The 26,671-nt window shown below is 65.5% G+C and carries 11 protein-coding genes; 5 read left to right on the top strand and 6 right to left on the bottom strand.

The genetic code is table 11. From position 1 onward, the window contains the following. Positions 1 to 160: 160 nt before the first annotated feature. The gene (locus CT3_RS14025) at positions 161 to 1,105 is read left to right on the top strand and encodes a LysR family transcriptional regulator (RefSeq protein WP_066533550.1); all 945 of its coding nucleotides are present in this window, start codon (positions 161 to 163) and stop codon (positions 1,103 to 1,105) included. A 229-nt stretch (positions 1,106 to 1,334) separates the two neighbouring features. Continuing rightward, positions 1,335 to 2,255, top strand: coding sequence for a DMT family transporter (locus CT3_RS14020; RefSeq protein ID WP_066533992.1), 921 nt, complete (start codon positions 1,335 to 1,337; stop codon positions 2,253 to 2,255). A 210-nt stretch (positions 2,256 to 2,465) separates the two neighbouring features. Here CT3_RS14020 and CT3_RS14015 read toward each other — a convergent pair whose 3' ends face one another. The 4 genes from CT3_RS14015 to CT3_RS14000 form a co-directional block, all read right to left on the bottom strand. Then, the gene (locus tag CT3_RS14015) at positions 2,466 to 3,290 is read right to left on the bottom strand and encodes an OmpA family protein (RefSeq protein ID WP_172591784.1); all 825 of its coding nucleotides are present in this window, start codon (positions 3,288 to 3,290) and stop codon (positions 2,466 to 2,468) included. A gap of 365 nt (positions 3,291 to 3,655) precedes the next feature. Then, on the bottom strand, positions 3,656 to 4,045 hold the full coding sequence (locus CT3_RS14010) for a DUF1090 domain-containing protein (protein ID WP_066533547.1): 390 nt from the start codon (positions 4,043 to 4,045) through the stop codon (positions 3,656 to 3,658). Between the two features lie 294 nt (positions 4,046 to 4,339). Beyond that, complete coding sequence (locus CT3_RS14005; protein ID WP_227657903.1) at positions 4,340 to 4,849, bottom strand: YbjN domain-containing protein; 510 nt, start codon at positions 4,847 to 4,849, stop codon at positions 4,340 to 4,342. Positions 4,850 to 4,895: 46 nt separating this feature from the next. After that, positions 4,896 to 5,837 carry a peptidylprolyl isomerase gene (locus CT3_RS14000; RefSeq protein WP_227657902.1) on the bottom strand — a complete coding sequence of 314 codons (942 nt, stop codon included), beginning with the start codon at positions 5,835 to 5,837 and terminating at the stop codon, positions 4,896 to 4,898. A gap of 925 nt (positions 5,838 to 6,762) precedes the next feature. On the opposite strand from CT3_RS14000, the gene CT3_RS13995 reads away from it, so the two are divergent. Together CT3_RS13995 and CT3_RS13990 are read left to right on the top strand one after the other, a co-directional pair. Beyond that, a complete protein-coding gene (locus CT3_RS13995) occupies positions 6,763 to 14,454 on the top strand; it encodes an autotransporter-associated beta strand repeat-containing protein (RefSeq protein ID WP_098066184.1) in 7,692 nt (2,563 codons plus the stop codon). Beyond that, positions 14,339 to 23,542 carry an autotransporter-associated beta strand repeat-containing protein gene (locus CT3_RS13990; RefSeq protein WP_066533545.1) on the top strand — a complete coding sequence of 3,068 codons (9,204 nt, stop codon included), beginning with the start codon at positions 14,339 to 14,341 and terminating at the stop codon, positions 23,540 to 23,542. Before CT3_RS13995 ends, CT3_RS13990 begins: the two co-directional genes overlap by 116 nt. A 204-nt stretch (positions 23,543 to 23,746) precedes the next feature. Here CT3_RS13990 and CT3_RS13985 read toward each other — a convergent pair whose 3' ends face one another. Further along, positions 23,747 to 25,234 carry a sensor histidine kinase gene (locus tag CT3_RS13985; RefSeq protein ID WP_066533543.1) on the bottom strand — a complete coding sequence of 496 codons (1,488 nt, stop codon included), beginning with the start codon at positions 25,232 to 25,234 and terminating at the stop codon, positions 23,747 to 23,749. Beyond that, the gene (locus CT3_RS13980) at positions 25,231 to 25,947 is read right to left on the bottom strand and encodes a response regulator transcription factor (RefSeq protein WP_066533541.1); all 717 of its coding nucleotides are present in this window, start codon (positions 25,945 to 25,947) and stop codon (positions 25,231 to 25,233) included. The genes CT3_RS13985 and CT3_RS13980 overlap by 4 nt, the downstream gene beginning before the upstream one ends. A 189-nt stretch (positions 25,948 to 26,136) precedes the next feature. Between CT3_RS13980 and msrB the strand changes: the two genes are divergently transcribed. Beyond that, on the top strand, positions 26,137 to 26,652 hold the full coding sequence (msrB, locus tag CT3_RS13975) for a peptide-methionine (R)-S-oxide reductase MsrB (protein ID WP_066533540.1): 516 nt from the start codon (positions 26,137 to 26,139) through the stop codon (positions 26,650 to 26,652). Positions 26,653 to 26,671 lie beyond the last annotated feature (19 nt).

Here is a 26,671-nt window from a genome sequence, read left to right as displayed (position 1 = left end):
CAACTCCTCGGTGGTAGGGCATGGGTGCGGCAGCGCGGGCAAGGTTTGCCAGCGGGTGTGCCGGGGAGCGCTGCGTCTGCAACCCATGCGGGGTGGTGCAATGCCTGCATGGTAGGTAGACTGCATTGATTGAAAAATACACACGAAGCAAACACTTTGTATGTCTGAAGCAAACAATCAAGCCATGCCCGGCGGCTGGAACCACCTCAAGCGCCTGGCCTACTTCGCGGCCGTGGTGGAAACCGGCTCCTTCACCGCCGCTGCCGAACGCCTGGGCATCACCAAGGCCGTGGTCAGCCAGCAGGTGGCCCGGCTGGAGCGCGAATTCCACAGCAGCTTGCTGGTGCGCAGCACCCGCAAGGTACAGCCCACGGCAGCGGGCCAGGCCTTCTACCAGCGCTGCGCCGCCATCCTGGCCGATGCAGAAAACGCCTTCAGCGAACTGGCCGACTCGGCGGTTGAGATTGCCGGTCCCCTGCGGCTGACGGCTCCGTTTGACTATGGCATCAGCGTGGTGGTGCCGGCCCTGGCCACATTTGCCGCACGCTACCCGCAGTGTCAGGTGGATGCCCGTTTCAGCGACCAGACCCACGACCTGATGGCCGGCGATGTGGAGCTGGCCATCCGCGTCGGCTGGCTCACCGATCTGCAGCTGCAGGCACGGCAGATTGGCAGCTTTCGCCAACTGCTGGTGGCCGCACCCCGGTGGCAGCCGCAGCTGGACCGTTTGACCGGCCCGCAGGACCTGGCGGCGTTGCCCTTTGTGGCCAACACCGCATTGCGCGAACCGGGGCGCTGGCAGTTCACCAGTGCGCAGGCCGCGCCATCGGCTGCGCCCCACACCGTGCAGTGGCAGCCCGTCATGCGGCTGGATGCCACGCTGGCCGTGCGCGCCGCAGTGCTGGCCGGCGCCGGCCTGTCGGTGCTGCCGGACTACGCCATCGCCGAGGACGTGGCCGCGGGCAGCCTGGTGCAGGTGCTGCCCGGCTGGACCTTGCCCCAGGGCGGCATCCACGCGGTGTTTCCGCCCGCGCGCTTTCGCCCGGCCAAGGTGCGTGCGCTGGTGGAGTGCCTGGTGGCACAGCAAAACGGCACACTTTCCTGACCCGCTGACCCGCTGACCCGCTGACCCGCTGACCCGCTGGCAGTGGGTCGCATAGGCATACGCACACGGCAACGGTCGGAGAGGGCGCCACGACCCGACCGGCATCGATGGCAGAGCCGTGCTCAGGCCTGCCGCACGCACCTGCCGGCAGGTCGCGGGCCATGGGCCCATGGCCTGCAACCCCGGTCTGCATGGTGCATAGTGCGGCGCCATGGAAATGCAAAGTGGTATGCGAGAGAACAAGCAAGCGGTATTCGGCCCCCATCTGCGCCTGTTGGGCATGGCGGTCTTGTGGGGGGCTTCATGGCCGGCGGGCCGGGTGATTGCGCAGAACATGCCGCCGCTGGCGGGGGCCTGCCTGCGCTTTGTGCTGGCAGCGCTGGTGCTGCTGCCGTGGATGTACTACGCCGGCGGCTTTGCCCAGCTGCGGCAATGGAGCGCGCAGCGCTGGCTGGGCATGGTGGCCGCCGGTGCCACCGGCGTGTTCGGCTATGCGGCTTTCTTCCTGTCCGGTCTGCAGTACCTGCCGGCCGGCAAGGCGGCGCTGGTGATCACGCTCAACCCGGTGGTCACCTTGCTGCTGGCGGTCCGGATCTTCAAGGAGAGGCTGAACCGCACCATTGCCCTGGGCATGCTGCTGGCGGCTGCGGGCGCAGTGGTGGTCATCTCGCACGGGCGGCCGCAGGACATCCTGCACGGCAGCGTGGGCCTGGGTGAGCTGCTGATTCTGGGCTGCGTGGCCTGCTGGGTGGCCTACACCCTGCTGGGCCGGGTGATGCTGACCGGGGTGGACGCGCTGTCTACCACCGCCGTCACCAGCACCATCGGCGCGGTGCTGCTGCTGGTGGCCAGTCTGGTGGTGGAAGGCCCGGCCGGCCTGCAGGCCGCCGTGCACAGCAATGGCACCGCCTGGGGTGCGCTGCTGTTCCTGTCCTGGGGCGCCACGGCCCTGGCATATGCCTGGTATTTCGACGGCGTCAAAGCCCTGGGCGCCGGCGCAGCCTCCGGCTACATCACCCTGGTGCCGGTGATCGGTGTGGTGATTTCCGCGCTGCTGCTGGGCGAATCCGTCGATGCCTCCATGCTGCTGGGCGGGGCCATGGCAGTGGCGGGGACCGCGGTGATGAACTGGGGGCGCCGGCCAGCTTAAGACTGATCAAGACTGGGTTCCGAGCGGGCAATGGAGGCAGGGGCGGTGTCCTATCTCCGGTCCAGTTTTGTAGCCTGGTCTATTGGTGTAAGGCTGTTTCACCAGCCAGACTGTGTGCCTGTGGTCGTACGTATTTCACGATTCAAGTCGTGCGAGTAACTATTTCATGCTGTGCAAACTCAAAGTGATGACTCATCACAGCGGGCGAAGCTAGCCTTCAGCCAGACCCGCTGGCGCTGCCGTGCGCGAAACCACAATTTCGACCCGACGCGCTTGGTCGGTGGGGGTACTTTTGGAGATTCCTCCACTGGTGACTTCGGTGTGGAACTTGCGGCCAAAGTCCAGTCGTCTTAGGAGGTCTGCGACAGTTTCAGCGCGACGCAAGGCCAAGGCGACGTTGTAGTCCGCGGCCCCTTGCCCGTCGGCATAACCGATAAGCAGCACGCTGGGTGTGCGCCCGGCCGGGACGCGAGCAAGAGCGTCGCGGAAGTCGTTGACTAACGCTGAACGCTGCTCGGCAAGTAGCGCTGATCCACCAGGTTCAAAGGGTTGGACCTGCAAGCGAACCTGCCCTGACGCCGTCAGTGCCTTGACGTCTGCATAGAGGACTTTGACGTCCGATTGCAGGATCGCCACATCTTTACGGGCAACGGCATCGACCAAGCCTGTAACTTTGTGCGATGACTTCTCCGTTTCTGATTGTGGGGGGAACGTTTCTGGTGGCACTATCACATCGGCCTTCTCTTTGGTGCTTTTTGCCAGGGCCAACCCTGCCTCCACCGTCTGGACTTTCGAGAGGTCAATGCCATAAGAGACGATGAGTCGGTTGATGGCCAGCATGGCGTCAAACTTTTCCGCACGATACTTTTCAGACATCGTCTCGAAAGCTCGGCTGGCGATGATGGTGCACAGACCTCGCCGGCCCTGGTCCATCGCGGACACTGAGTCAGACAGTGTTTGTGCCTGGGGACCGGTGTACTTAATATTCGCGACTTCCACCGTTCCCAGTCCATAAGCATTGATGGGTAATTTCAAACCGCCAAGGTTCCACTCTGCGCCCTTGACATAGTTAACTTCGCAGCCGGGTGGTGGCGGTGGTTCCCATGGCCAGCGGAAACTTGCGCAGCCCGAAGTAAGAACAACGGCAAAGCCTAACGCGCCTGCTGCGCGGAGCCGACCAAGTTTCCACATATGCAAGCCTCCCGGAGGATGAAAACTTCTTTTAGCCGCAGCTTGCCTAAAGACGGGCAAAAAAATAAGCCTCCGGTCGGATAGATGCCCTGTCCTTACCCTTTAAGCACAGGAGGTGGTCAGCGAGCTCACTGATGTTGTTTTAGGAATTCAATAAGAAGCAATCATGTAGGCCCACGCACTCGATGCGCCTCCTATTTAGAGGTCTCTCAGCGCAGCTTTTCCAGTTCGGCCCTTTCCTTGGCCAGCTTGGCTTCACGGTCTGCGATCTTGCTGGGTTTTCCCTTTTCCCGTGCCTCGTCCAGCTCGCGCTGGCGCTCTTGCACCTTGCGCTCCTGTGCGGCAATCTTGGCGGCATGTTCCTGCGCAAGTTTGGCGTCGCTGCAATGCTCCTGGTTTTCGCGCAGCGCTTTTTCCAGGCCGCGCACACGGCTGGACTGGCCCTTGGCCTTGGCATGTTCGATATCGCGTGCAATCTCTGCCCGCTTGCTTTCGCACGTGGCATGTACCGGTGATGCCGGTGGTGCGGGTTGCGCCAGAACGGCTTGGGAGGCCAGGGCGGACATCGCAATGGCAATCAAGGTGGCAGAAGTGCGCATGGGCTTATCTCCATAAGTTGATCTGCCCATGATGCCGCAATAGCGGGCAGCGTTGCCAGCGGATGCCGCATGGCAGCTGCGGCTGACCGCCAAAGGTCAATGAGTTTGGCCTGGGACAAGCTCCGGTGCAGCCATGCGGGTGCTGCGCAATGTTGGCTACTGCCGCAGCGCTTTGGGACTGCCCTTGATCTGTAGGCGCTGCAGGGGCGGGCAGACACTATCGGCCCATAGCAGACAGGGCCACATCCCGCGTAGTGGGCCGCACGCCATGCCGCCCACCAGGGCGGCGCGGGCTCACGCTTCCGCCGTCGCCTCTTGCTGTGTGCTTTGGGCGGCTTGCTGTGCACCAGCCTGGGCGGCGTAGGTGCGCACATGCTGGAAGAACTGGCCCATCATCTGGCTCCACAGCTGCACCATCATGGCCAGATGCTGTGGGGTGATGCCGCCTGCGGCCAGGACATCCATCTCCAGCACCACAAAGTCGCCATGCTGGGAGGCGCGCACAAAGCGCTTGCTGCGGTGCCACTCGCCCAGCAAGCCTTCGGGCAAGGTGCCGCCTTGCACCCGCAGCGGGCAGCTCAAGGTCAGGTCCACATATTCGCCTTCGCGCAGCGCATTGCCCCACATCACCTGGAAGCCTATGCCTTGGCTGGCGCTGTGCAGGCGCACCAGGCCGTTGTCGTGGACGGCCGTGACCGCGCAGCCCGATGCCTTGATGGCCTCTGCCACCAGGTCGGCGTTCATCGAGAACAGCAGTTCTCCGGTGGGGAGTGGGGTCGCTGGGGTGGATTCGTTGGTGCTCACGGTCGGCTCCTTGTCGGTGAAGGGGATGGTGGCGTTGCAGAAGCGGTCAGTTGACTTTTTGCAGCGCGGCATCCAGCGCAGCCTTGTCGATGCTCACGCTGGAAGAGGGCGCCAGCTTGCTGAGGTGGGCGTTGATGAGTTCCTGCTGGCGCTGTTCGCGCAAGGCCGCTTGCAGCATGGGCTTGGCTTCCTCCAGGGTGGCCGGACGCGCGGGCTGGCTGCCCAGCAGCTTGAGCACATGGAAGCCGGCGGTGGAGCGCACGGGATCGCTGATCTGGTTGGGCTGCATGGTGGCCACCATTTCGCGGGTTTCCGGCAACAACTGCGCCAGCGGCAGATTGCCAACTTCGCCGCCCTGGGCCGCGCTGGCCGCGTCTTGCGAGTGGGCTTTGGCCAATGCCGCAAAGTCACCGGTACGCGCCTGAGCGGCCAGTTCGGCGGCCCTGGTGCGCACGGCTGCAATGGCGGCGGCATCCGCATCGGGCGTCACGGGCAGAAAGATCTGCGCCACCCGGTAGGTCGCCGCCATGTTGAGCTGGGGCTTGGCACGCTCGTAGGCGGCGCTGACCTCGGCATCGCTGGGGAAGCCCGCAGGCAGCTGCACGATCGACTCCAGGTAGCTGCTGGTCACCACACGGGCTGTCACGTCCTTGACGGCGGCATCAATGCGTGCCCGCACCTCCGGGCGTTCTGCCCACTTCTTTTGCTGGGCCTCGCGCAACACCGCCTCGCCAGCCAGGCGTTGGCGCAGCCAGTTCTCCAACCCTTCGCGGTTGCTCTTGACCTTGGCGCGCTCGCTCTCGGGCATGGCACGCAAGAGCTGCTGGACTTCGGCAGAAGAAATGTGGATGGCGCCCAGCGTGGCCACGGCGGGCTCGGACGACTTTGCCGCCGGTGCGGCAGCCTGCACCATGGTGCCGCTGCCCATCAGCACGGCCAGTGCCAAACCCCATGTGCTGAATCCGTTGCGGCGGGTCAGAGATGTCATGAGTTTCCTTTCATTTGGAGTATGTGCACGCTGTTGCCCCCGGCAGGCACCCCAAGTACTCAGGCACAGGCCGGGTGATCGCAGCGCCATGCAGAGCAACGGTTGTGCCGATACGGGGTATTTTTGATATGTCCCGGTTGGCAATATCAAAAGGGGGAACCGTCCCTGGTTGCTGCCCGTTGGGCCTCAAACGCAATGCGCTGGTGCGTAGGTTCATGCAACTTGTAAATTGCATCTTATAGGCAATCGCCGGGGCACTGTCCGGCCACTTGGCGCCTGCATGGCAGGGCATACCGTACCAAAGAGATTCCCGTCTTGGCTGTCTCTTGCTTCTCCCAGCCCAGCGTGCCCTGAATCGATGGACCGCTCCTGCTCCTTCGCTGCAGTCATCCCGTATGGGCATCTCATTCGTTCATCCCATCTGTGGGCTGCGGTGATGTCGCATGCAACTGCGACGACCTTGACCGACCGACTCCGCAGTGGATGCATGGGGCGTTCGGCATGCAGAGGCGATACCTGTGAAGCAGTGCGCCTGCCGCTCTGATCCATGTGCGCCGCAACATATTCACGGCTGGGCATTTCACAGAAATCACCGGCCCATAGCACATCGATACCGTTCATCGATTGCCGCCAAAGCAGGTGCAGTTTCCGGCCAGGTTGCCTAGACAAAATGATTCTGCTCTCTATGCTTTTGTCTCAACGTCATTGTTTTCGTGCCATCCAGTTGTGCTGCAACGCAGTACAGCAGCAGGTGGACCTGCCCATCCATCGTCCTTGCAGTTTCTTCGTGTGATTTCCCCCAAGTGAGCCGACCGTTCGGTTGAACGGTTGCCAGCCACAGCAGGTCCGCCATCGATCCATAGGTCAGAAAGCTCTGCAGTCCTTCTGCAGTGCTTTGCCAATCTGTATCGGGAGGAGCCAAAAGATGAATCACACTTACCGCACGATCTGGAATGCGGCTTTGGCCAGTTGGGTGGCGGCTCCAGAGATTGCGCGCAGCGGTGGTTCGTCAGGAAGAGGCAATGCCTCCGGCGTGCAGCGCAGCCTGCCACGCTTGCGGCGTTGTGTGCAGGCCGTCGCACTGGCGTGGGGGGGCATGGCCTTTCTCCCAGCAGCGCAGGCCGCCTGCACTGCGTTTAGTGACGGCGCCAATGTGCTCTGCACAGGCAGCGGGCTGCTTGCGGTGGTCGGCATCGATTCGCCGATCAACAATATGACGGTCACCGTTGGCGCTGGTGCGGAAGTCAAACCTGTTCTCCTCACGCCGTATGCGGTGAACCTGACAGGCGTCAACACCACGTTCATCAACAACGGGACGGTGGACCCGACCCTGCTCCTGGGGCTGGGCTTGTTGACCTCGGGGGTGCAACTCGGCAGCGGCACCAACGGCTCGCTGGTCGTCAACAACGTAGGAACGCTCAAGGGCACATCCACCCTTGCCTTGGGCTTGCCGCTGGCAAATTTGACCGGTCTGGCCCTGGATGTGTCTAACGGCGCAGGCGGAACCAATGTCATCACCAACAGCGGAATCATCGGGTCTACCGCACTTCTCGGCGTATCGATTGCGCAAGCCGATATCCCGGTGATCTCCGTGCGTGGTGGCAGCCCGACCACCTTCACCAATGCCGCCACAGGCAGCATTACCGGGCGTATCGCGTTCCAGGGGTCGTCACTGGGCAACAAGTTCATCAACGCCGGCACCCTGACCGGCAGCCTGCACATGGGCAACAGCACGGTGGCCAATACCTTCACTGCAGTCACCAGTTCCCAGGTGTTGAAGAGCACGGGCGTGGGCTCCGTGCTGTCGGTCACGCTCTTCCCGCAGCTCTCCTTTGCCGCCACGGGCACCGTCGATGGCGGTACGGGCGCAGCCAACAACATTGTCTTGCAGAACGCTGCCAGTGGTACCGGCTCCGGCACCACGGGTACCGGCACCATCTCCAACACCACCTACATCAACTTCAGCAATCTGACCGTCAACAGCGGTACCTGGACTCTTTCGGGGCCAGTGCTGACCGGTACCACCACCACCACGCTGAACGGCGGCATCCTGTCCTTCGACAACGCCCTGGGTATGGGCACTGGGCAGATCACCGGCAATGGCGGGACCCTGCAGGCAAGCGCAACAAGCCTGGCCCTGAGCAATGCGGTCAACCTCGGCTCCGGTGGGCTGACCGTGAGCGGCGCCAATGCCCTGACGCTGAGCGGCAACATCACCGGCAGCGGCGGCCTGACCAAGTCCGGTGCCGGCAACTTGATCCTGAGCGGCAACAACAGCTACCAGGGTGGCACCAATCTCACCACGGGCACGCTGGTGGTTGGCAGCAACACCGCGCTGGGTGCGGCAACGAGCATCCTCAACGCAGCAGCCGGCACCACGCTGGATACCAATACAGCAGGTCTGAGCGTCAGCAACGCCATCAGCGTGGCCGGCACCCTGAACCTGACCGGCAGCAATGCGCTGACCCTGGGCGGCAACATCACCGGCGGCGGTGGCCTGACCAAGGCCGGCGCCAGCAGCCTGACCCTGAGCGGCAACAACGCCTACACGGGCAATACCAACCTCAATGCCGGCACCCTGGTGGTTGGCAGCAACACTGCGCTGGGTGCGGCAGGGAGCATCCTCAATGCCGCAGCCGGCACCACCCTGGATGCCTCTGCGGCGGTGACCCTGGGCAACGCCGTCACCCTGGGCGGCAACCTGACCATTGGTGGCAGCAATAACCTGGGCCTCAGCGGTGTAGTCAGCGGCGCAGGCAGCCTCACCAAGGCCGGAGCCAGCAGCCTGACCCTCAGCGGTGCCAACAACTACAGCGGTGGCACCCAGCTCAACGCCGGCCGGCTGGTGCTTGGCAGTAACGGAGCGCTGGGGTCCGGCACGCTGACGGCAGCAGACGGCAGCACCCTGGACGCCAGCACCGCGGTCAGCATCACCAATGGCGTGACCGTCAATGGCGCGGTGAACATCGGCGGCACGTCCGACCTCACTCTGTCAGGGGTGGTCACCGGCGCCGGCAGTCTGGTCAAGAACGGCACAGCCAACTTGACCCTCAGCGGTGCCAACAACTACACGGGCGGCACCACCCTGAACAACGGTACCCTGACCCTCGCGAATGCGGGGGCGCTGAGCGTCGGTGCTCTCACGGTCGGCGGTACCGCCAGCCTGGTGGGCCCCAGCGCGATGACCTTGGGCAATGCCATCCACCTCAACGCGGGCGGTGCACTGACCACACCCGTCAGCGGCAGCCTTGGCCTCACCGGCACCATCGACGGGCTCGGCAGCCTGGCCAAGTCCGGTGCGGGCACCCTGTCGCTGAATGGGAACAACAGCTACAGCGGCGGCACCGTGCTGAGCGCTGGCACCCTGAGCCTGGGCCATGCCAACGCATTGGGCACCGGTACGCTAAGCACGGCGGGCGGCACCACGCTGGATACTTCCGTCGCAGGTCTGAACGTTGGCAACGCCCTCAGCGTCACCGGCACCCTGAACCTGGCCGGCAGCAATGCCCTGACCCTGGGCGGCATCATCAGCGGCAGCGGCGGCCTGGCCAAGAACGGCACTGCCGACCTGACACTCAGCGGCGCCAGCAACTACCTGGGCGGCACCTTGCTCAACGCCGGTCGCCTGGTACTGGGCAACGCCAGTGCGCTGGGAACGGGCACCTTGAGCACCGCCAACGGCACCACGCTGGATACCAACACAGCAGGCCTGAGCGTTGGCAACGCCATCAGCCTCACCGGCACCCTGAACCTGACCGGCAGCAATGCCCTGACCCTGGGCGGAAGTATCTCCGGCAGCGGTGGCCTGACCAAGGCCGGCAGCGCCAGCCTGACCCTGACCGGCAACAACACCTACCTGGGCAACACCAACCTCAATGCCGGAACCCTGGTGGTAGGCAGCAACACCGCGCTGGGTCTGGGTGCCCTCCATACCGCTGCAGGCACCACGCTGGATGCCAATACTGCAGTGACGCTGGGCAACGCTGTCAACTTGGCTGGAAACCTCAGTATCGGTGGCAGTGCCAACCTCGGCCTCAGCGGCGTGGTCGGTGGCACGGGCAGTCTGACCAAGAGCGGCGCAGCCAACCTGACACTCAGCGGCGCCAATACCTACCAGGGCGGGACCACGCTGAACAGCGGTACTCTGACCGTTGGCAATGCCCTGGCCCTGGGAACAGGTGACCTGACCGTCGCCGGCACCGCCAACCTCGCCAGTACCGGTGCCCAGACATTGGCCAACGCGATTTATTTGAACGCAGGCCTGATCCTGCCTGGCAGCGCCCACCTCACCCTCAGTGGCGTGATCGACGGCGCCGCCGGCCTGACCAAGTCCGGTGCAGGCTCCTTGCTGCTGAGCGGCAACAACAGCTACAGCGGCGGCACTGTGCTGAGCGCTGGCAGCCTGAGCCTGGGCCATGCCAATGCGCTGGGGACCGGCACCCTGAGCACGGCCAACGGCACCACGCTGGATACCAGCACCGCAGGCCTTAATGTCGGCAACGCCATCAGCGTGTCCGGCACCCTGAACCTGGCTGGCAGCAATGATCTGACCCTGGGCGGCAACATCACCGGCAGCGGTGGACTGAGCAAGAACGGCAGCACCACCCTGACCCTTGCCGGAGCCAGTAGCAACTTCCAGGGCGGCGTCAACCTCAATGCCGGTACCCTGGTGGTCGGCAGCAACACCGCACTGGGTCTGGGTGCCCTGAGTACTGCAACGGGCACCGCGCTGGACGCCAGCACCACCGTGGTACTGGCCAACCTGGTCACCCTCGGCGGTAGCACCACCGTGGGTGGCAGCGCCAACCTCAGTCTCAATGGCGTGGTCAGTGGCACGGGCAGCCTGACCAAGAGCGGGGCTGCAACCCTGACTCTCAGCGGCGCCAACACCTACGGCGGCGGCACCACGCTCAGCGCTGGCACTCTGCTGGTGGGCAATGCCCTGGCCCTGGGCAGCGGCACACTGACCACCGTGGCAGGCACCACCCTGGACGCAACCACGGCGGTGAGTCTGGGCAACGCCGTCAGCCTGGGCAGCGGCGGCAACCTGGCCATCGGCGGCAGCAACAGTCTGGGGTTGACTGGTGTCATCAGTGGCAGCGGTGGCCTGACCAAGAACGGCGTCGCCGACCTGACACTCAGCAGCGCCAACAACTACCAGGGCGGCACCTTGCTCAACGCCGGTCGCCTGGTGCTGGGCAACGTCACCGCGCTGGGAACCGGGACGCTGAGTACGGCCAATGGCACCACGCTGGATACCAACACCGCAGGTCTGAGCGTAGGCAATGCCATCAGCGTGACCGGCACCCTGAACCTGGCCGGCAGCAATGCCCTGACCCTGGGCGGCAACATCACCGGCAGCGGCGGCCTGACCAAGGCCGGGGCCAGCAGCCTGACCCTGAGTGGCAACAACGCCTACCTGGGCAACACCAACCTCACTGCCGGCACCCTGGTGGTCGGCAGCAACACCGCGCTGGGTCTGGGTGCCCTCCATACCGCTGCAGGCACCACCCTGGATGCCAGCACCGCTGTGGCGCTGAGCAATCTGGTCATCCTTGGCGGCAGCACCACCGTGGGCGGCAGTGCCAACCTCAGTCTCAACGGCGTGGTCAGCGGTGTGGGCAGCCTGACCAAGAACGGTACCGCCACCCTGGCCCTCAACGGCGCCAACAACTTCACCGGCGGCTCCGTGCTCAACACCGGCACCCTGGTGGTGGGCAATGCGCTGGCTTTGGGCAGCGGCGCACTGAGCGTCAACGGCGCGGCCACGCTGGACAGCAGTGCGGCGCTCAACCTCGGCAACCAGATCCATCTGAATGCCGGACTGACCATTGGCGGCAGCAACAACCTGGGCCTGACCGGCGCCATCGACGGCAACGGTGGTCTGACCAAGAACGGCACCGCCGACCTGCTGCTCAGCGTCGCCAACAGCTACCTGGGCGATACCATGCTCAACGCCGGTCGCCTGGTGCTGGGCAATGCTTCCGCGCTGGGGCAGGGCGCTCTGACGGCGGCAGCTGGCACCACCGTGGACGCCAGCTCGGCGCTGGCGGTGGGCAACTCCGTCACCCTCAACGGTGCGGTCACGGTAGGAGGGTCTTCCGACCTGACCTTGTCGGGCGTGGTCAGCGGCACGGGCAGTCTGGTCAAGAACGGCGCCGCCAACCTGACGCTCAGTGGCGCCAACACCTTCCAGGGCGGTACCACGCTGAACAGCGGCACCCTGACCGTGGGCAACGGCCTGGCCCTGGGCGCGGGCGACCTGACGGTTGCCGGTGCCGCCAACCTTGCCAGCGCCGGCGCCCAGGCGCTGGCCAACGCCATCCATCTGAACGCCGGCCTGACCCTGCCGGGCAGCGCCAACCTCACCCTCAACGGTGTGATCGACGGCAGCGCCGGGCTGACCAAGTCCGGTACCGGCAGCCTGATCCTGAACGCGGCCAATACCTACTCTGGCGGCACTACTCTGGCCAGCGGTAACCTGGTGCTGGGCTCGAACACGGCCCTGGGCAGCGCAGCCCTGACCGTCACCGGTGGCGCGCTGGATGCCAACAAGACGCTGAGCGTCGCCAACGCCATCGCCCTGGCCGGCAACCTGAATGTGCTGGGCAGCAATGACCTGACGCTGACCGGCAGCATCAACGGCAGCGGCGGCCTGACCAAGTCCGGCGGCACCACCCTGACCCTGTCCGGCACCAACAGCTACCAGGGCAACACCCACCTCGATGCAGGCATCCTCAAGCTGGGCAGCAGCACCGCCCTGGGCCTGGGCACCCTGAACACCGCGGCAGGCACCACCCTGGATGCCACTACCGCCGTGGCCACCAACAATCTGGTCAACCTGGGTGGCACCACCACCATCGGCGGCAGCGCCGACCTGGGGCTCCATGGCGTGGTCAGCGGCACAGGCGGCCTGGTCAAGCAGGGCGGGGCAACGCTCAGCCTGAATGCGACCAACACCTACCAGGGCGACACCACCCTGCTGGGGGGCACCCTGTCGCTGGGCAACAGTCTGTCGTTGGGCAGCGGTGCACTGAACGTCAATGGTGCCGCCACCGTGGCCAGCAGCGCGGTGATCAACCTCGCCAACCAGATCAACCTGAATGCGGCCCTGACTGTCGGTGGCAGCGTCGACCAGACCCTGAGCGGCGTCATCGGCGGTAGCGGCAGCCTGATCAAGACCGGCTCGGGCAACCTGACGCTGACCGGCACCAACACCTATGCCGGTGGCACTACCTTGGCCGCCGGGACCCTGACCCTGGGCAATGCCTCCGCACTGGGCAGCGGCTTGCTGCGACTCAATGTCAGCGGTGCGGCCAACCTGGACACCACCTCGGCCTTTGCCCTCAGCAACGCCATCACCCTGGGGGCCAACCTGACCCTGGTGGGCCACAGCGACCTGACGCTCAATGGCGTCATCGACGGCGGGGCCGGGCTCGTCAAGACCGGTTCCGGCAACCTGACTTTGAATGGCGTCAACACCTACCTGGGCGGTACCAGCCTGGCTGCCGGGACCCTGACCCTGGGCAACGCCGAGGCCCTGGGCGCCGGCACCCTCAGCGTCACGGGGGCAGCGACACTGGACAACAGCGCGCCGCTCAACCTAGGCAACGCCATTGCCCTGGGCGCCGACCTGACCGTGGCCGGCAGCAACGACCTCAGCCTTGGCGGCACCATCAGCGGCACCGGCGGTCTGGTCAAGACCGGCCTGGCCGATCTGACGCTGAGCGGCAGCAACAGCTTCAGCGGTGCGCTGAACATCCTCAGCGGCAGCGTGACCACCGTGGGCGCAGGGGCGCTTGGCAACACGCCGCTGGTGAATGTCGGCGCTGGCGCCAGCCTCAACCTGGGCGCCAGCAGCAGTGTGGGCAGCCTGGGTGGCAGTGGTGCCATCCACCTCGGCAGCGGTGCCAACCTCAGCGTCGGCACGGGCAATCTCAGCGGCGTGTTCAGCGGTGCAGTGGCAGGCGATGCGGGTCTGATCAAGCTCGGCAGCGGCAGCCTGGAGCTGGCCGGGATCAATGTCTATACCGGCAGCACCCAGGTCAATGGCGGTGTGCTGAACGTCAGCGGATCGCTGGCCAGCCCGGTGGTGCAGGTCAACAGCGGCGCCACCTTGACCGGCAGTGGCCAGGTTGCCGGTGCGGTCAGCGTGGCCGACGGCGGCCACCTTGCAGTCAACAGCGGCGCCAACCTGGGTCTCGGCTCCCTGGTGCTGAGCAGCAATTCCAACCTCGATCTGGGCCTGGGCTCGCCCGCCACCGGCGGCAATAGGCTGATCACCGTGGGCGGCAACCTGACCCTGGACGGCAAGCTCAACGTCAGCGACATCGGCGGCTTCGGCGCGGGTATCTACCGGGTGATCGACTACACCGGCGTGCTGATCGACAACGGCCTGGTCATCGGCACCCTGCCCAGCGGCGTGTTGCCCGGCGACCTCGAGGTACAGGTCGCCATATCCAACCAGGTCAATCTGCTGGTGGGGGGGCGCCAACGGCAGCGTGCTATTCTGGGACGGCAGCCAGCAGACCAGCGACAACGCAATCCAGGGCGGCACCGGGACCTGGAATGCCCTGAACACCAACTGGACCACCGTCAACGGCACCGGCAACCGTGACTGGAGCAGCTACTTCGCGGTGTTCCAGGGTACGGCGGGCAACGTCACGATCGACGGCACCCAGACCGTCACCGGCCTGCAGTTTGTCACCGACGGCTATGTGCTGAACAGCGGTACGGCCGGCGTGCTGAACCTGGTCAACAGCGACAGCGGCAGCGCCACCTTCCGTGTCGACCCGGGCGCGACCGCCACCCTCAACCTCGGGCTGACCGGCACCGGCCTGCTGAACAAGGCCGACACTGGCACCCTGGTGCTCAACGGCAGCAACAACTACAGCGGCGGCACCACCCTCAGCGGCGGCTCCCTGGTGGTGGGCAGCAACACCGCCCTGGGCAGCGGTGCGCTGACCGCAGCCAACAACACCACCCTCGACAGCAGCACCGCCATCAGCCTGGCCAACAGCGTGAACCTGTTGGGTGTGCTGAACATCGCCGGCAGCAACGCGCTGACCCTTGGCGGTGCCATCAACGGCATTGGCAGCCTGGTCAAGAACGGCAGCGGCATCCTCACCTTGGGCGCTGCCAACGGCTACCAGGGCGGCACCACCTTGAATGCGGGTGGCCTGGTGCTGGGCAACGCCCAGTCGCTGGGCAGCGGGACCCTGCACGTGGCGGGCAACGGCACCCTGGACGGTAGCGCCCCGCTGACCCTGGGCAACCAGATCGACCTGGGCGCAACCTTGACCCTACCGGGCAGCAACAACCTCATCCTCAACGGCGGCATCAGCGGCGCCGGAGCGCTGGTCAAGAATGGCGCCAGCAACCTGACACTGAATGGTGTCAACGCCTATGCCGGTGGCACCACTCTGGCCGCTGGCGGCCTGGTCATCGGCAACGGCGGCGCCCTGGGTAGCGGCGCCCTGAACGTCACCGGTGCATCCAGCCTCGGCAGCGCCAGCCCACTGGCATTGGCCAATGCCATCCACCTCGGCGCCAACCTGAGCCTGCCCGTCGATGCCAGCATGACCCTCAACGGCACCATCGACGGCTCCGGGGGCCTGAACAAGACCGGCAGCGGCACCCTGGTGCTGAACAATGCCAACACCTACCAAGGCGGCACGACCCTGGCGGCTGGCTCCCTGGTGGTTGGCCGCAACACGGCGCTGGGATCCGGCCTGTTGACTGCAGCGGTCGACACTACGCTGGATAGCAATACCGCCGTGACCCTGGGCAACGATGTCAACCTGCTGGGCGGTCTGGTCATCGGGGGCAGCAACAACCTGACCCTGACCGGCCAGGTCAACGGTGTGGGGGGGCTGATCAAGAACGGGGGCGGGGTTCTGACGCTCTCTGGCAGCAACGGCTACACCGGCGATACGGCACTCAACGCAGGCACCCTGGTGCTGGGCAGCAGTGCCGCGCTGGGAGGGGGGGGCGCCTTGAACGCCGCTGGCGCTACCACGCTGGACACCCTGACGGCCACCACATTGGCCAATGCCATCAACCTGACCGGCAACCTCAACCTCACCGGCAGCAACGACCTGACCCTTGACGGTGCGGTCAACGGAATCGGTGGCCTGACCAAGAATGGCAGCAGCAACCTCACGCTCAACAGCGCCAATGGATACCAGGGGAACACCAACCTCAATGGCGGTACCCTGACCTTGGGCAACAGCCTGGCCCTGGGCCTGGGTGCGCTGAATGTGGGTGCTGCGTCCACCCTGGCTGGCAGCACCGGCTTGACCCTGGCCAATGCAGTCAATCTGGGGGCCGGGCTGACCGTCAATGGCGGCAACAACATCACACTGTACGGTGTGGTCGGCGGCAGCGGCAGCCTGCTGAAGACCGGTGCTGGCACGCTGACCCTCAGCGCCGGCAACACATACCTGGGCGGTACCACCCTGGCTGCCGGTACCTTGGTGCTGGGCAACGCCACTGCCCTGGGCAGTGGCGCGCTGGACGTCACTGGAGCGTCCAGTCTGGGCAGCAGCGCTGCCATCACCACTGCCAACAACATCACCCTGGGCGCCAACCTGACCGTGCTCGGCACCCAGAACCTGGGCCTGAATGGGGTTGTCAGCGGCAGCGGTGGGCTGGTCAAGAACGGCAGCGGCACCCTGACCCTCAACGGCAACAACACCTACCTGGGTGGTACCCAACTGAACGCCGGCACGCTGGCCATCGGCTCGGCCACCGCGCTGGGCAGCGGCAAACTGACCGCCGCCAATGGTACGCTGGACAACACCACGACGCTTGCCCTGAACAACGCCCTCACCCTGACCGGCAGCCTGACCCTGGCCGGTGCACAGGACCTGGTGCTGCACGGCGACATCGATGGTGCTGGCAGCCTGACCAAGAACGGTGCGGCCACCCTGACCTTGAGCGGCACCAACAGCTACAGCGGAGGTGCCACTCTCAGTGCAGGGAAACTGGTCCTGGCCAGCACCGGCGCGCTGGGCAGCGGTGACCTCACCGCTGGCAACAACACCGTGCTCGACAACAGCCTTGCCCTGACTGTGGGCAACAACCTGCACCTGCTTGGCGGGTTGACGCTGGCGGGCAGCTCCAACCTGACTCTGGCCGGCACCATCGACGGCGCCGGAACGCTGACCAAGAACGGTAGCACCGTGCTGACCCTCAGCGGCACCAATTCCTATACCGGCGGTACCGTGCTGAACGCCGGCACCTTGGTCGCCGGGCAGAGTGGTGCACTGGGGTCCGGCGCATTGCAGGTCAACGGTGCTTCCACCCTCAACAGCGGCAACGGTGCCGTGGTGCTGGGCAACAACATTGGCCTCAACGCCAACCTCAGTGTCAACGGCGCCAATAACCTGGGCCTGAGCGGCGTGATCAGTGGCAGCGGCCAGTTGATCAAGTCCGGCACCGGCACGCTGACCCTGAGCGGCAACAACAGCACCTGGACTGGCGGTACGACACTGAGCGGCGGCACCCTGGCGATCAACAGCAGCAGCGCTCTGGGCTCCGGCGCCTTGACCGCCAACGGCAGCGCAATCTTGCTCAGCACAGCCTCGATCGTGGGCAACGCCATCGTGGTCAACGGAGACTTGACCATCAGCACCCCTTCCACGCTGGCGTACACCGGTCAATTGAGCGGCAGCGGCAACCTGATCAAGGCCGGTGGCGACGAGCTGATTCTGTCGGGCAACAGCAGCTTCAGCGGAACCTGGGATATCCAGAGCGGCAGTGTCACCTCGTTGAACGATACGGCCCTGGGCACACCGGTGGCGGTGAACCTTGGCAGCGGCACCACCTTGAACATCAATGGCAACACCAGTATTGGCGCCTTGAGCGGCAGCGGCCAGACCAATATTGGCATCGGCAGCGCGCTGTCGGTGGGCAGCAGCAATGCCAACAGTCTATTCGCCGGCATGTTCAGCGGAGACGGTTCATTGACCAAGGTCGGCGGCGGTGTACTGGAACTGAGCGGAATCAGCACCATTGCTGGCTCCACCCAGGTCAACGCTGGCACCTTGAATGTCACCGGCGCGTTCAACAGCGGCGGAGTGACCGTCAACAACGGCGCGACCCTGACAGGTAACAATATCGGCACCCATCTCGGTACGATTGGAGCCACAACCACCATCAACCCCGGTGGTCATCTGGCCGGCACCAGCGGCAGCACGCTGACCTTTACCAACGATCTGGTACTGATGCCGAACGCCAATGTGAATGTGGCCCTGGGCTCGCTGGTCACCGGCAATACGGCGCTGTTCAAGGTCAATGGCAGCCTGACCCTGGACGGGACCCTCAACATCACCGATGCGGGGGGCTTCGGCAACGGCGTCTACCGCCTGTTTGACTACACCAGCGGGCTGGTGAACAACACCTTGGACTTTGGCAACTTGCCCGGTGCGGTGACCAATGCTGACCTGCAGATCCAGACGGTCACCCCCGGCCAGATCAACCTGCTCGTGGCATCGCCCGGTCAAGACATCCAGTTTTGGGATGGCAGCGGACCCCTGCAAAACGGCAACGTCGAAGGCGGTAGCGGCACGTGGAGCTCCTCCAACGCCAACTGGACCGATCTCAACGGTACGGCAAACGGTACATGGTCAAGCCAGTTTGCGGTGTTCCAAGGCGCGGCCGGTACGATCACGGTTGACGGCACCCAGACGGTCAACGGCATGCAGTTCATCACCGACGGCTATGTGCTGACCGGCGATGCGCTGAACGCGGTCAACCGCAATGGCGGCGACTTTGCCGTGCGGGTCGACCCGGGCGTGACCGCCACCCTGGACCTGGATGTCAACGGCACCGGCACCCTGAACAAGCTGGATACGGGCACCCTGGTGTTGAACGGCGACAACGGCTACACGGGGGGTACCATTCTGAGCGGTGGCACCATCGTGCTGGGCAGCGACAGTGCCCTGGGCACTGGCAGCCTGACCGCCGCCGACGGCACCACCTTGGACAGCAACCAGGCCGTGGTCCTTGCCAACGATATCGGTGTGACCGGTACCCTGAGCCTGCCCGGCAGCTACGACCTGACCTTGAATGGCGTGGTCAGCGGCACGGGCGGTCTGACGAAAAATAATGGCACCAGCGTGCTGACCCTCAATGGCGCCAACACCTTTGGCGGCCCGCTGGCCCTGAATGCCGGCACCCTGGTGCTGGGCAACGACACGGCGCTGGGCCTGGGTGCCCTCAACGCGGTCGATGGCACGCAACTGGACAGCAGTGCAGCCATCACCGTGGCCAACACCGTCAACCTGGCGGGTGAACTGACCCTGCTCGGCAGCAACGACCTGACGCTCAATGGCCAGGTCAATGGCGCCGGCAGCCTGGTCAAGCAAGGCAGCAACACCCTGGCCCTGAACGGCGTCAACAGTTTTACTGGTGGCCTGGATCTGCAGGGCGGCACGCTGCGACTGGGCAATAGCAGCGCGCTGGGCAGCGGCACGCTCACCGTCAGCAACCCGTCGTCGCTGGACACCAGCAGCGCGCTGTCCTTGAACAACAACCTGCAGCTGTCTTCGACACTGAATCTGGACGGCAACTACGACCTGGCCCTCAATGGCGTGATCGATGGTGCGGGCGGTCTGGTCCAGAACGGTACGGCACGGCTGTCGCTGATGAACGCCAACACCTTCGGAGGTGGTGTCGTGCTCCACAGCGGCAATCTGACGCTGGGCAATGCCGGCGCCCTGGGTACCGGTGCTCTGAGTGTCACTGGCTCCTCGCAGCTGGACGTGACTAACCCCATGGCGCTGGCCAACAATATCGATGTCAGCGGTGTGCTGTCCGTCGCCGGCAACAACGACCTGACCTTGTCCGGCACTCTCAGCGGCGCTGGTACCCTCAACAAGAACGGGCTGGCGGAGCTGACCCTCAGCGGCAACAACCACAACTTCACGGGCATCTTCAACATCTTCTCCGGGACCTTGTCCACGGTGACCAGCACCGTCCTGGGCACTCTATCGGAGATCAATCTGAGCAGTGGTGCCACCCTCAACCTGGGGGGCAGCATCACCCTGGCCCAACTGGTCGGCAGCGGCGATGTGGAAATTGACACAGGCACCACCCTGAGCGTAGGCGGTGGCAATTTTGCCGGTGCGCTGGGCGGTACAGGCACCCTGGACAAGATCGGAGCCGGCACCCTGACCCTGGCTGGCGCCAGCACCCACAGCGGCGCAACTACCGTCAGTGGCGGCAGCCTGATAGTCAATGGCCAGCTCACCAGCAGCACGGTCACGGTGGGCACCGGAGCCAGCCTGGGCGGTAGCGGGGACATCACGGGGGCCCTGACCGTGAACAACGGAGGAACGCTGGTGCTGACCGGGGGCAATACCCTTAACGTTGGATCGCTGGTGCTGGATCCGAACTCCACCATCAACGCAGCCCTGGGCGTGGCGCTGCCAGGCCAGCCTTCGCTGGTCAGCGTGGCAGGGAACCTGACCTTGGGCGGCCAGCTCAACGTGACCGATGCGGGGGGCTTCGGGGCAGGGGTGTACCGCCTGTTTGACTATGGTGGCACGTTGACCGACACCGGTCTGGTGATCAACTCGTTGCCCAGCAGCGTGCCGCTGAGCGATGCACAGCTGCAGACCGCCATCAACCACCAGGTCAACCTGGTGGTGGGCGGCGCCAGCAACGTGCTGTTCTGGGATGGCGGGCAGATCGTCGGCAACGGCAGCATCGAAGGCGGCTATGGTGTCTGGGATGTCTCCAACACCAACTGGACCAATGCCGCTGGCAGCGCGAACCAGGCTTGGAATGACACCTTCGCTGTCTTCCAGGGTGCTGCGGGCACGGTCACCGTCAATGGCGCGCAGACCATCACCGGCATGCAGTTTGTCGGCGACGGCTATGTGCTCAGCGGCGGTGTCAACGGTGAACTGCTGACGGCCGGCACCACCAATGTACGGGTCGACAGCGGCAGCACCGCTACCCTGAACGTCGCCATCAACGGCACGGGCACGTTGACCAAGCTGGACACCGGCACCCTGGTACTCAACGGCGCCAATGGCTATACCGGTGGCACGGCGCTGAACGGCGGCACGCTGGTGGTCGGCAATGATGCAGCGCTGGGCACCGGCACGCTGACGGCGGCCAATGGCACCACGCTGGACGCCAATCCGCTGGGCGGTAGTACGGAGGTCAGCCTGTCCAATGCGGTGACGCTCAATGGCGCCTTGACGGTCGGGGGCAGTCACGACCTGGTGCTGGACGGAACCATCAGCGGCAGCGGCAGCCTGGTGAAGAACGGCAACGCCGCGCTGACGCTGAATGGCAACAACGTCTACCAGGGCGGGGTGGCGCTGAATGCCGGCACGCTGATGCTGGGCTCGGCCAGGGCGCTGGGCAGCGGCAGGCTGACCGCAGCGCAGGGGGCCACGCTGGACAACCTCAGCGACATGAGCCTGGGCAACGCCGTGACGCTGACCGGGGGGCTGACCTTGGCGGGCTCGCATGCGCTGACCCTGAACGGCGATGTAACGGGCCCCGGCGGCTTGACCAAGCAGGGCGCCGCCACCCTGACCCTGAACGGCAACAACAGCTACGCCGGGGAAACCTCGCTGCAAGCCGGTGGGCTGATCCTGGGCAGCAGCACGGCGCTGGGCAGCGGTGTGCTGCGGGCGGCCGCAGGCACCACGCTGGACACCAGCACCAATCTGGCGGTCTCCAATGCCGTGGTGCTGGACGGCATGCTGCAAGTGGCAGGCTCGCACGACCTGGCGCTGAACGGCAGCATTGGCGGTGCCGGCGGGCTGACCAAGGACGGAACGGGCACCCTGACATTGGGCGGCAGCAACAGCTACAGCGGCGGCACCACCATCAACGCGGGCCAGGTGACGGCCTCTGCCGGTGCGCTGGGTACAGGCACCGTTGTCAACAACGCCGCACTGACACTGGTGCAAAACGCCGATGCAACACTGGCGCCAACCATCATCGGCAGTGGCAGCCTGGAAAAGACCGGTACCGCCACGCTGACCCTGGGCGGTGACAGCAGTGCCTTCTCGGGGACAACCACGGTACGCAGCGGGACCCTGGCACTGGACGCCATGGCCAAGCTGGGCGGTACGGTGACGGTGGCGCAGGGGGCCACCTTGGCAGGCCGCGGCAGCGTGGGCGCGCCGGGCACGGTGACCACGGTGCAAAGCGGTGGCACCATCGCCCCCGGTGGTGCGTCCAACGCCAGCGGCACGCTGACCATCGGCGGCGATCTGGTGCTGCAGCAGGGCTCCACCTACCAGGTGCAGGCCACGGCGGGCAGCACGGCCAGCACCAGCCTGCAGGTGGCCGGCAGCGCCACCCTGGGCGGGAGCACGGTGGGCCTGGGGTCGCAGCCGGCATTCGAGGTGGGCAAGACCTACACCATCCTGAGTGCTGGTCAGCTGAACGGCAGTTTCGGCAATGTCTCGTCCAACTTCGCCTTTGTGTCGCCCACGTTGCAGTACAGCACCACCGATGTGAACCTGCTCATGCAACGCAAGACCAACAGCGACGGCTCGGTGATCGGGTTTGCCGATCTGGCCACCACGCGCAACCAGGCCGCAGTCGCCAACGGGGTGGAAAGCCTGGGGGCCGGCAACGCGCTGTACAGCTTTGTGGAGCGCTTGCCCAACGGTGCGCCGCCCCAGGTGTTCAACAGCCTGTCCGGCGAAAGCCATGCCTCCATCCAGGCCAGCATGGGGGTGGGCGCCCGGATGTTCGGCGCATCCACCATGCAGCGGCTGCACGACAACCTCAGCGCCAGCCCGCGTTCGGGTGCGTCCACCTCCGGCCAGTGTGACCGGCAGCGGCCTGTGTCGGCAGAGGCATCGGCATCCGGGTCGGCATGGTCCTGCATGCCCACCCACCCGGCCTGGGCCGAGGTGGTGGGCCAATGGCAGACCTTCTCGGGCAACAGCGACACCGCAGGGCTGAAGCAGGACATCGGTGGGGTGTTCGCCGGGGCCGATACCGAAGTGGGCAGCAACGGCTGGCGCCTGGGGGCGGCCGTGGGTTACACCCGTGCCAATGCCAGGGTGTCGCACCGCAGCTCCAAAGCCACCACGGACAACTACAGCCTGGCTGTATACGGCGGCAAGAGCTATGAAATGGATAGCGGCCGGCTGAATGTGATGGCCGGGCTGTCCTATACCTGGCACGACATCGACTCCGAACGCCAGGTGGCAGCGCTGGGCCAGACCCTCAAGTCCGACTACAGCGGCAGCACCACCCAGCTGTTTGCCGAAGTCGGTTATGCCCTGGGCGAATACGGCGAGGTGGGGATAGAGCCCTTTGCCGGCATCAGCCTGGCCCACCAGCGCACGCGCGGCTTCCAGGAAACCGGGGGCTTTGCCGCACTGCACGGCCAGCGCAGCAGCGAAAACCTCAGCAGCAGCATCCTGGGTATCCGCCTGCACAGCGGCTTTGCCTGGGGCAGCAGCGAAGGGCGTTTGCGTGCCACGCTGGGCTGGCGCCATGCGTTTGGCGACGTGAGCAACCAGACCACCATGTCCTTTGCCGGCGGCCAGAACTTCACGGTGACCGGCGTGCCGCTGGCCCGCAACACGGCCGTGATGGCCCTGGAGGCCGAGATGGCGCTGAACCGCAGCACCTCGCTGGTGCTGGGCTACAAGGGAGAATTCGGCAGCGGCAACCGCGACCACTCCGCCCAGGTGCGCGTGCGCTGGTCGTTCTGAGCCCTGCCCACACCTCCGCTCAAAATCCCCTGCAGTCGAGGCCGCAGGGGTTTTTTTTCAGGGCGATGGAATGGGGAGCATCGTGCGGGGGCTCAAGCAGAAAGCAGGCACGTTCTGCAAACGTCCGCTCCTGGTCCCTCCCGCCTGCGACGGGGACATCCCGCTGCGGGCCGATGGCTCCGACCCAGCCAGGTTCAGCCCGGGCTAGGCCGCCGCAGACCGGGGCAGCGAGAATCTGAACGTGGCGCCTGTGCCTGCACCACCGCTGTCATCGTCCCCGTCCCCTTCGACCAACTGGATGGTCTGGCCATGCAGTTCCAGCATCTTGTGCACGATGCGCAGTCCCAGGCCGCCGTCACGGCGTGCACCGCCCACCGTGAAGGGCCGGCGAAACAGGCCCTCCCGCAGCTCCGGCGGGATGCCCGGGCCCGAGTCGCGCACCGTCACTTCGCACGCGTCACCGGCCACTGCGATGCTGACCGTGATCGACCCGCCTTCCGGCGTGTAGCGCAGGGCGTTGTCCAGCAGATTGCTCAGCACCCGTTCGATCATGCCCAGATCGGCACTGACTGAGGGAAGCTGCGGCGGAAAATGCGCGTGCAGGGCGACATGGCGCGCCTGCGCGCGCAGCTCGAACTTCTGGAACACATCCTGCACCAGATCCACCAGCGAGAAAGACTCCAGCGCGGGCTGCACAAAGCCGTACTCCAGCCGCGCCAGCTCGAACAGGCTCTGGGACAAGGCACCCACCTGCCGGCTTTGCTCCAGCGCGATGCCCAGATAGCGTCTGCGCTCCAGGGGCGTCAGCGTGGCATCCTTCAACAGCAGGGTTTCCAGATAACCATGCAGCGACGACAGCGGCGTGCGCAGATCGTGCGACACGTTCGCAATCAGCTCCCGGCGTTCCTGGTCCTGCCGCGTCAGGGCGGTCCACTGTTCGCCGATGCGCTGCACCATCTGCCGGTAAGCGGCATCCAGCACGGCAATCTCGTCGCGGCTGTTGGCACGGGCATCGGACGGAAGCACCGGCAGGGCAGGGGGCGCGCCGTGGATGTCGAACTGGCGCACCGACTCGGTCAGGCGCCGCAAAGGGCGGGTGATCAAGGTGAAGGCCACCAGGCCCGCGGCCAGGCACAGCAGGCCCACCATCCCGATCGACAGCAGCGCCGTCTTCAGCACCGCATCCGCAGACCCCTGGGCTGCCAGCAGGTCGTGCGCCTCCCCCAGCAGCACCACATAGATGTAGCCGACCTGCCGGCCGTTCACGCTCAGCGGGGCGGCGCTGAACACCTTGCGGCCATCGGCGCTTCGAGGGTCGTCGCCCAGAATGGGCAGCATCCGGCCTTCGAGAAAGCGCTGCAGCGGCGCCAGATCCACGCGGTCGCGGCGCAGCCGGCCGTCAGGCGCGGCATGGCCGGCAATGCGCCCGTCCGGCTCCAGCAGGTAAACCTCCACGCTGGGGTTCAGCATCATCAGTTGGTTGAACAGGTCGCGCACCGCATTGGGCATCAGGCCGTTGGCGTCGGTGAGCTGGGCGTTGCGGGCAATGCTCTCGGCCACATCGCGCGATAGCGCCTGCACCACCTCCAGTTCGTGCATGCGGTTGGAACGCACCTGCAGCCACGCCGAGGTACCGCTGCACAGCAGCAGCAGGGCGGCGAACACAATCGCCAGTCGTTGCGTCAGCTTCATTGTCCGCCCCCAGCTTGCGCAAACTTGTACCCACGGCCCCAGACTGTGAGGATGCGCACAGGCTGCGCCGGATCGGCCTCGACCTTGGCGCGCAGCCGGTTGATGTGGGTGTTGACCGTGTGCTCATAGCCCTCGTGCTGGTAGCCCCACACGGCATTGAGCAGGTCCATGCGCGAAAACACCTTGCCGGGCTGGCGGGCAAAAAAGTACAGCAGATCGAATTCGCGTGGCGTCAGATCCAGGCGGTCGCCGTGCAGCCGTGCATCGCGGGTCACCGGGTCCATCGCCAGGCCGTCGATCAGCAGGCTGCCAGACTCCATGCGCGCACTCTGCGCCAGCGCCTCCACCCTGCGCAGCAGGGCTTTGACCCGCGCCACCAGCTCCAGCACGGAAAACGGCTTGGCCAGGTAGTCGTCGGCGCCGATTTCCAGCCCCAGGATGCGGTGCACCTCGCTGGAACGGGCGCTGATGATGATGATCGGCGTGTACCGCGTCATGGCCCGTGCCTGGCGGCAGATCTCCAGCCCGTCGACGCCGGGCAGCATCAGGTCCAGCACCAGCGCATCCCAGCCGCCGCGCTGCAGCTGCGCCAGCCCGTCATCGCCGCGCGCGCAGTGCACCACGTCCAGCCCTTCGTCCCGCAGGTGAAGCGCCAGCAGATCGGCAATGTGGGCGTCGTCCTCAACCAGCAGGATGCGGCGGGTGGTGGTCATGGCTGTGTGTTCCGGGACAGGCTGGAAGGCTCCATGGCAATGCTGCCGGTGCCTGCTTGTTTAGGTGATCGTTGGCCTATTGTCCGCAATACCGGGGCAGGGAGTTATCACGAATCTTTTAACTTTGCGTGAGGACTTCGCGAGGGCGGCTTCGTAATCTGGACACATCGCATCCAGAAAGCCAATGCCATGACCACCACCCGACGCCACCTGCTGCTGGGCACTGTCGCCTCCGTCGCCTCTGCCTCCGCCGCCTTGCTGTCCGCCAGCCTGTTTCCCCGCCGCGCCACGGCGGCGGGCGCGGCGGAAATCTTTGAAGTCAATTACACCGATGCGCAGTGGCAGGAGCGGCTCAGTCCCCAGCAGTATGCGGTGCTGCGCCGCGAGGGCACGGAGCGCCCTGGCAGCAGCCCGCTCAACAAGGAGCATCGCCCCGGCACCTTTGCCTGCGCCGGCTGCGCGCTGCCCCTGTTCGCCTCCACCACCAAGTTCGAGAGCGGCACCGGCTGGCCCAGCTTCTGGAAGCCCCTGGACAACGCCGTGGCCACGCGCCAGGACCGGAGCTACGGCACCGTGCGCACCGAAGTGCATTGCCGGCGCTGCGGTGGGCATCTGGGCCATGTCTTTGACGACGGTCCTCCCCCCACGGGCCTGCGCTACTGCATGAACGGCGTGTCGCTCACCTTCACGCCCAAAGCGGCCTGAGCCGCAGACTGCCCAAAGG

Origin of the sequence: Comamonas terrigena NBRC 13299, from assembly GCF_006740045.1 — a bacterium.
Lineage (GTDB): Bacteria > Pseudomonadota > Gammaproteobacteria > Burkholderiales > Burkholderiaceae_C > Comamonas > Comamonas terrigena.
Note: the sequence above shows the minus strand (reverse complement) of the source record. Positions and strands in the feature narration are given on the sequence as shown.